8 protein-coding genes are annotated in these 6,200 nt (G+C 39.0%); 6 read left to right on the forward strand and 2 right to left on the reverse strand.

The window, feature by feature from the left end; genetic code table 11:
* Positions 1-390: 390 nt before the first annotated feature.
* Both CL181_RS05665 and CL181_RS05670 read left to right on the forward strand, forming a co-directional pair.
* On the forward strand, positions 391-684 hold the full coding sequence (locus CL181_RS05665; RefSeq protein ID WP_097298300.1) for a hypothetical protein: 294 nt from the start codon (positions 391-393) through the stop codon (positions 682-684).
* The gene (locus CL181_RS05670; protein WP_097298302.1) at positions 671-1,081 is read left to right on the forward strand and encodes a type II toxin-antitoxin system VapC family toxin; all 411 of its coding nucleotides are present in this window, start codon (positions 671-673) and stop codon (positions 1,079-1,081) included. The genes CL181_RS05665 and CL181_RS05670 overlap by 14 nt, the downstream gene beginning before the upstream one ends.
* A gap of 98 nt (positions 1,082-1,179) precedes the next feature.
* On the opposite strand, the gene CL181_RS05675 is transcribed toward CL181_RS05670, so the two are convergent.
* Positions 1,180-1,413 carry a hypothetical protein gene (locus CL181_RS05675; RefSeq protein WP_097298305.1) on the reverse strand — a complete coding sequence of 78 codons (234 nt, stop codon included), beginning with the start codon at positions 1,411-1,413 and terminating at the stop codon, positions 1,180-1,182.
* A gap of 288 nt (positions 1,414-1,701) precedes the next feature.
* Here CL181_RS05675 and CL181_RS05680 point away from each other — a divergent pair, with 288 nt between their 5' ends.
* The 4 genes from CL181_RS05680 to CL181_RS05695 all read left to right on the forward strand — a co-directional run bounded on the left by CL181_RS05680 (position 1,702) and on the right by CL181_RS05695 (position 4,956).
* Positions 1,702-2,382 carry an acylphosphatase gene (locus tag CL181_RS05680; protein WP_097298306.1) on the forward strand — a complete coding sequence of 227 codons (681 nt, stop codon included), beginning with the start codon at positions 1,702-1,704 and terminating at the stop codon, positions 2,380-2,382.
* A gap of 83 nt (positions 2,383-2,465) precedes the next feature.
* On the forward strand, positions 2,466-2,903 hold the full coding sequence (locus CL181_RS05685) for a hypothetical protein (protein WP_141398808.1): 438 nt from the start codon (positions 2,466-2,468) through the stop codon (positions 2,901-2,903).
* A complete protein-coding gene (locus CL181_RS05690; RefSeq protein ID WP_097298310.1) occupies positions 2,903-3,364 on the forward strand; it encodes a metal-dependent hydrolase in 462 nt (153 codons plus the stop codon). The genes CL181_RS05685 and CL181_RS05690 overlap by 1 nt, the downstream gene beginning before the upstream one ends.
* Positions 3,361-4,956 (forward strand): glycosyltransferase family 39 protein, encoded by a 1,596-nt coding sequence (locus CL181_RS05695; RefSeq protein WP_097298312.1) that lies wholly within the window; start codon positions 3,361-3,363, stop codon positions 4,954-4,956. The genes CL181_RS05690 and CL181_RS05695 overlap by 4 nt, the downstream gene beginning before the upstream one ends.
* Before the next feature lie 36 nt (positions 4,957-4,992).
* Here CL181_RS05695 and CL181_RS05700 read toward each other — a convergent pair.
* Positions 4,993-6,200: immunoglobulin domain-containing protein (locus tag CL181_RS05700; protein ID WP_217993098.1), on the reverse strand; the 1,208-nt coding region annotated here is incomplete at its 5' end.

Below are 6,200 nucleotides of genomic sequence, written 5' to 3' on the forward strand. Positions count from 1 at the left end.
CACGTGCCGTTCTGAGAAGAGGGGGAGAGAGCAATCTTTCCTTCTTATTCGGCAAAGTTTGACCACTTTTTACTTAAAATAATTGCGCTGCAAAGGGATTTTTCATCTGCGTTCATCTGCGTTCATCTGCGGTTTCGGATTGGCAGGGCTTTTTTTTGTGGTGAAAGCATCGGCGCCAGGAATATTATGTTTTATATTTAATAATTATAAGGTGGGATTTCTATGCGACAGAAAAATAACCGGTTCGAATTCTGCTGGTGTTCTCATTAGAACATCTTGGAGGCGAGAACATATTATTCGTCCATTTCAATCCGGTCTATAATATTATCCTTTCGAGATGGATTCTTGCGTATGTATTTATACATTCAAAATAGAATCCAAGATGATAATATGAGTGAATTGAAAGTCCATATTCCGAATAATATCAAAAGTCAGCTTGAATCGACTGCCATAGACTGTTTTGGAAATAAAAATAACGCTCTGGATATCGCGGTATCGAAAGCAATTGAAGAATGGCTTGCAAAAGCTCACAAAGTCCTTATTTCACAGAAACCGCCAGAAGATCCAGTCGAAGCTATATGGGGTATGCTATCCCATGTTGAAAAATCTGGTGTCGAATTACAGCATGAAGCAAAAAGGATTCGTCTCAAAAAGGCAATGAGGTACAGGAATGTATCTGATTGATGCTAATATTTTTTTAGAAGTAGAACTTGGTCAAAAAAAAGGCGAACCTGCAAGAAAATTATTGAAACGATTTGAGAACGGTGAACTATCAGGATATATAAGTGACTTTCATATAGATGCTATTGTAATAGTTATGGAAAATTACGATAAAACCGGCAAAGAAATTGCAATTTTCCTTTCAAGCTTATTGAAGTATAGCGGTCTGTCAATTATTGAGATATCACTTTCAAGCAAAATAAATACTACGAAAATTATGGATATGTATGATCTTGATTTTGATGATGCATTAATATGTCAATGCATGAAAGAGAGAAATCTGAAAATGCTCATATCATATGATACACATTTTGATAAAATAGACTTTATTGAAAGGATAACTCCAGACAAACTTATCTGATCTATAAATGTATGTATCCTTTTCGAAACTTCTGAGGTTATGATCGATGAGAATGCTTGTTATCCCACTGTCTTCCTTTAACATAAATAACAACATCATCAAAATGATTTAAAGGAGTTCCTGAAGGTATCGCCATCGATCGACATGCTCCGGGTTAATCTGGCCTGACTCGTCATATTGCGCAGGTAGGCATCTCTGTCTGAGTCTGTATCTCCTTCGGAGCCGATATCGATAGTATAGATGACCGGAACATTGAATGCTACGAGATAAATAAGATACAGAAGTATTAATACTGGGCTGGCAGCGACGATTCTGTAGAGCAACGTTTTCATTTTAATACCACCAATTAGCACCTGAGCCATCAGATTTTATAACGGCTGAGTGTCATATCATTGTACAGGTTAATATCTTTTGATAAATTATGACGCCTTAAAGGTTATGGAATACTAATGAGATTATGTTGCTATTGTTCATGAGCATGAAATTATGAGATGAAAATAAAATTTAATAAGTGTTATTTGTGCATTTGATGATATTTCGGTGGATGTGTTGCGATTGTGATTTGAGGTTGTTTCGCCTGAATAACATTTATATCTATTCAAAAACGATGTTGGTATAATATGGAGAAACAAGCAGAGATTATAATTTCTGGAAGGGTACAGAAAGCCGGTTTCAGGGATTTCATTGATGAAACAGCTTTTAATCTCAACCTTAATGGATATGTAAAAAATCTTGATAACGGGACTGTTCATGTCGTTTGTGAAGGTCAAGAGAACAGCATCAAAGAATTCATTGAAAAGATCAATATCAGGCAGTATCCAATTAGTGTAGAAAAAATCGATATAAAATACAAAAATCCAACTGGAAAGTTCAAAACGTTTGAAATTATCAGAAGTGAGGATTTGACAACTGCTACTTATGAAAGAATGGACGCAGCTGTGAGATATATGAGAGAAATGAATACTAATCTCGGTCAGAAGATCGATGGGCTTGGGGAAGGATTAGGTCAGAAGATCGATGGGCTTGGAGAAGGATTAGGTCAGAAGATCGATGGGCTTGGAGAAGGGTTAGGTCAGAAGATCGATGGGCTTGGAGAAGGGTTAGGTCAGAAGATCGATAAAAGCAGAGTAGATATTGTATCTGAGATTCATTCCATGAGAGATGATTTCAAATCTCATTTTGATGAAAGGCTTACGAAAATGGAATTCGAATTAGCTGAAATAAAAGCCAAGGTCGCTTCGATCAATTATGCATCATCTTCACAAATGAACTCAAAAATTGGGGGCCAAAAAGCAAGATAAGTTTTTTTATCTTCGGCTTCACAAACGAGATCAATGGACCACAGGACTGGCTGTTGTCATTTTGCAAAAATTTAATATATGATATGAATAAAAACCTTGTGTTGTTACTCTGTATATTAATCGCTCTTTCCATTTATAGCGCTGCTAATATTGAAAAACACCCGAATGATGCCTATATAATAAAAAATTATAATAAGTATGAAGAAAAGCAGATATTTTTACGCGCTACTGTGCTTGATGTTCAAAAGAACTATGAAGAGTTTACTATAGACGCAAATACCGCAGGTATGGCTTACAGGATCTATGTGAAGGATATTTTGCTTGACTATGTTCCAAAAAAGGGCGATTTTGTTGATATCAGGGCTATTTCCCATCTTGACAAGGGCTATGTAGTTGCCCTGGAAGCACATGTGCGAACAGGCCTTGAACATAAACTGCTCTTTCTGCGCTCCCTTGCTGCAATACCCGTCGTGCTATTCCTGCTGTGGCGTGAGCATCACCAGCTTGCCGGAGGTTCCTGATGCCGGACTGGCTTACCCATGTATTATTTGCCTGGGCATTATGGAATATCCTCTCATTAAAGTTCAATATGCCTTTCATAGGAATATTTATTACCGGGAGCCTTCTTCCTGATATTGATAAAGTAGAAGTGATGATCCCCTTTAACGCTGAGCCCTTCTTAAGCGTTTTTCACACACCGGTTGGAGCTCTTATCACTTCAGGTGTTATATCGATGGCTATCTTAAGGGACGGGCAGGCCCATGTCTTTCTTGCGCTTGGCATCGGCAGCATATCTCATCTTCTGCTTGACCTGATGGTAAAAAGCATGGACGGCCGGGTGATGCTTTTCTTTCCGTTCTCATTTGTATCGTATTCTCTTAATATAATCGCCCAGGAGGATTTTATGTTCCTATATCTTGCAATGGCTGTTTTTTTGATGTCGTTCATTGTAATGCGATATCATGGGGATGTTAAAAAATGAGGTATATTTCAGGAAATGCTCTCAGGTGTGCTGCAAAAATTATCGGCAAAACGGATACGACCAGCATCCTTTTCCTTCTATTCCTGGTCATCTGCGGATTCCTGCTCAGGATCTATCATCTGGGTGCGCCGTCTTTCTGGCTGGACGAAGCGATCACTGCCAACGCCGCCGCAGCTCTGGCAGCGCATGGAACTCCCGCTTTTCCATCGGGTTTTATCTACATTAGGTCTATTCTCAACACATTCTTCATAGCACTCTCATTTATGATTTTTGACGTAAGCGAGTTTTCAGCCCGCTTTCCCAGTGTAATTTTCGGAACTCTTATGATACCGCTGGTTTATAGAATGGGAGCCAGGTTGGGAAACAGGAAAATAGCGCTTATTGCAGCTTTATTTACAACCTTTTCAGTTATTGAGATCGCCTGGTCAAGACAGGCAAGGATGTATCAACAACTCCAGTTCTTTTATCTTGCATCTATTTACTTCTTTTATGAATTCAGCTCCAATGATCCGGCTATAAATATCAAGAACAGGAGATATCTGTATCTCTTACTAACGATCCTATTTTTCATTGGCGCCGTATTGAGCCATGAATTCGGATATGTGTTGATCCTGGTGTTCATACCATATTTTTTAATAGCTAATTTTGATGTGATAAAGAAAAGATGGAAAGACTATATTGCCGTGAAATATTTTATTGGCCTGGTCTTTTTCATCCTGTTCCTGGTATTATTCCTGAAATTCATGGGGTCGGATTTTCCTCATGTAATATCCTATGTATATGAAAATATCTGGCTTCAGGATGATGGATACTTTGAAGCATATCTCAAAAATTTGACAGCTGAATTCTCTGTTTTTTTCTACCTGGCAATATTTGGAGCGCTGTTGTCCATTAAAAAGAACTGGAGGAGCGGATTGCTCTTGATAATGAGCTTCGTCATACCCTTTTATATCATCTCCTTCTATGTCACACTGCCTGGCACCCGATACCTTTATTTCATTTTTCCGATCATTCTGATTTTTTCTTCTTATTTTTTTGATTTCGTAATTGAGCTCGCCCAAAAATATGGTAAAAATAGCTCAGCAAAAATTGGGTCAACCCTCATAGCTCTCGTAATCATTTCTATGTTATTGATGATGGCATACTCGCCTCAGGCATTCACGATCTTACCTGAAGAGAAATATTATCTTGGGATTAATGCCCCACAGACGGATTTCAAAAAAGCATATAGCTATGTCAAAGAAAACATGCAGATTAATGATGTGGTAATCGACACTTGGCCTGCTGTCTCACTATTTTACATGGGTAGATCGGATTATTGGCTGAAGGTTGAATTTTTCGGCATCGATCGGAGCATAGATAGTATTTTAGTTAACAATGGTCAAAATGAAGTATATGCAAACTCTCTGGTCATTAAAGATCTTGATATGCTAAAAGAAATGGTTGCAAAACATGACAGAGGTTGGTTAGTCATGGATAATACTGCCCGGATTCTTATCTCATCAGATATTAAGGAATATATACGTGAAGAGCTACAAATTGAATTATCTGATGAAAATATCAGGGTTTATTCGTGGGGTATGAAAATCTGAAGGAAAAAAGAAGATGTACTGGAAAAAAAACCAGTACTAAATTTTCTCTAATTTTACATTATCTATGAAGTAGTTGTCACCCGCAGATGCATATGGCGCTAGCCAGAACATCAATCTTCCATCGTTAACATTACTGTAGAAACCATTCGTCGTAAATTCGACAGTGAAAGTCTGCCAATCTGTACCAAGATCAAAGAATTGACTCAGGCCATAGTTGGTATATGGTGAACCATGCTTCAATAAATTTACCGCCAAATCGTGACCTGCTGTTGTAGAATATGCATCAAATGTCAGTCTATATTTCGTATATGGCTTAAGTGATAAACCCATCTGGAAAAGCTGGATATTCGTGCCCTTGATAGTCACTCCAATATGTGCGATTTTTTCAACCTGATAACCGTATCCAATGTCTTCTACAGTGAAAAATCCTTTACCGTTAATATAGAACCACCAATCATCAGTTCCAGATTCAAATCCGGGGTTCATGATGAGATTAATTGAGGTCGTTGGATTGACCGTCAATGTTGCTGCATTGCTCATGATGATATCTGCCGCATTTGACACAATGACGCGATAAGTCGAACCATTATCAGATAAGATCGTTGCAGGGGTAGTATATGAAGGACCTGTTGCACCAAATATGTTTGTACCGTTTTTCTGCCACTGGTAGGCTAATGGTGCAGATCCGGTAGCTACCACAGTGAATGTTGCGGTCTGGCCTTGGGAAACTGCCTGGTTCGACGGATGCGTTGTGATAATTGGAGGAATGGGAGGAAGTACTGTAAGGGTAGCTGGATTGCTTGTTACACTCCCTGCAGAATTCGATACAATAACCTGAAACGCTGCTCCATTATCAGATAGTGTTGTAGCCGGAGTTGTATATGTAGAACCTGTTGCACCAAATATGTCCGTACCGTTATTCTGCCACTGGTAGGTCAATGGTGCAGTCCCCGTAGCCACCACATTGAATATTGCTGCCTGGCCTGATGCAACTGTCTGGCTCAATGGATGCATTGTGATCGCTGGTGATATAGGAGTGGAACTTACTTTTTCTAATTGAACATCATCTATATAGTATATGTCACCTGCTGCCGCATATGGTGCAAGCCAGAATTGCAAACGTCCATCGTTCACTGTACCTGAGAAACCACTTGAGGTAAATTCAGTCGAGAAAGTCTGCCAGCTCATGCCCAAATTCGCTGTAAAGTCTGGTGCATAGGCAGTATATGGCGAACCATGCTTGA

Source organism: Candidatus Methanoperedens sp. BLZ2 (assembly GCF_002487355.1).
Taxonomy (GTDB): Archaea; Halobacteriota; Methanosarcinia; order Methanosarcinales; family Methanoperedenaceae; genus Methanoperedens.

Coding starts and splice junctions, on each gene's coding strand:
- CL181_RS05680 (WP_097298306.1), top strand. CDS start 1,702: ATGGAGAAACAAGCAGAGATTATAATTTCTGGAAGGGTACAGAAAGCC.
- CL181_RS05665 (WP_097298300.1), top strand. CDS start 391: ATGAGTGAATTGAAAGTCCATATTCCGAATAATATCAAAAGTCAGCTT.
- CL181_RS05685 (WP_141398808.1), top strand. CDS start 2,466: ATGAATAAAAACCTTGTGTTGTTACTCTGTATATTAATCGCTCTTTCC.
- CL181_RS05670 (WP_097298302.1), top strand. CDS start 671: ATGTATCTGATTGATGCTAATATTTTTTTAGAAGTAGAACTTGGTCAA.
- CL181_RS05690 (WP_097298310.1), top strand. CDS start 2,903: ATGCCGGACTGGCTTACCCATGTATTATTTGCCTGGGCATTATGGAAT.
- CL181_RS05675 (WP_097298305.1), bottom strand. CDS start 1,413: ATGAAAACGTTGCTCTACAGAATCGTCGCTGCCAGCCCAGTATTAATA.
- CL181_RS05695 (WP_097298312.1), top strand. CDS start 3,361: ATGAGGTATATTTCAGGAAATGCTCTCAGGTGTGCTGCAAAAATTATC.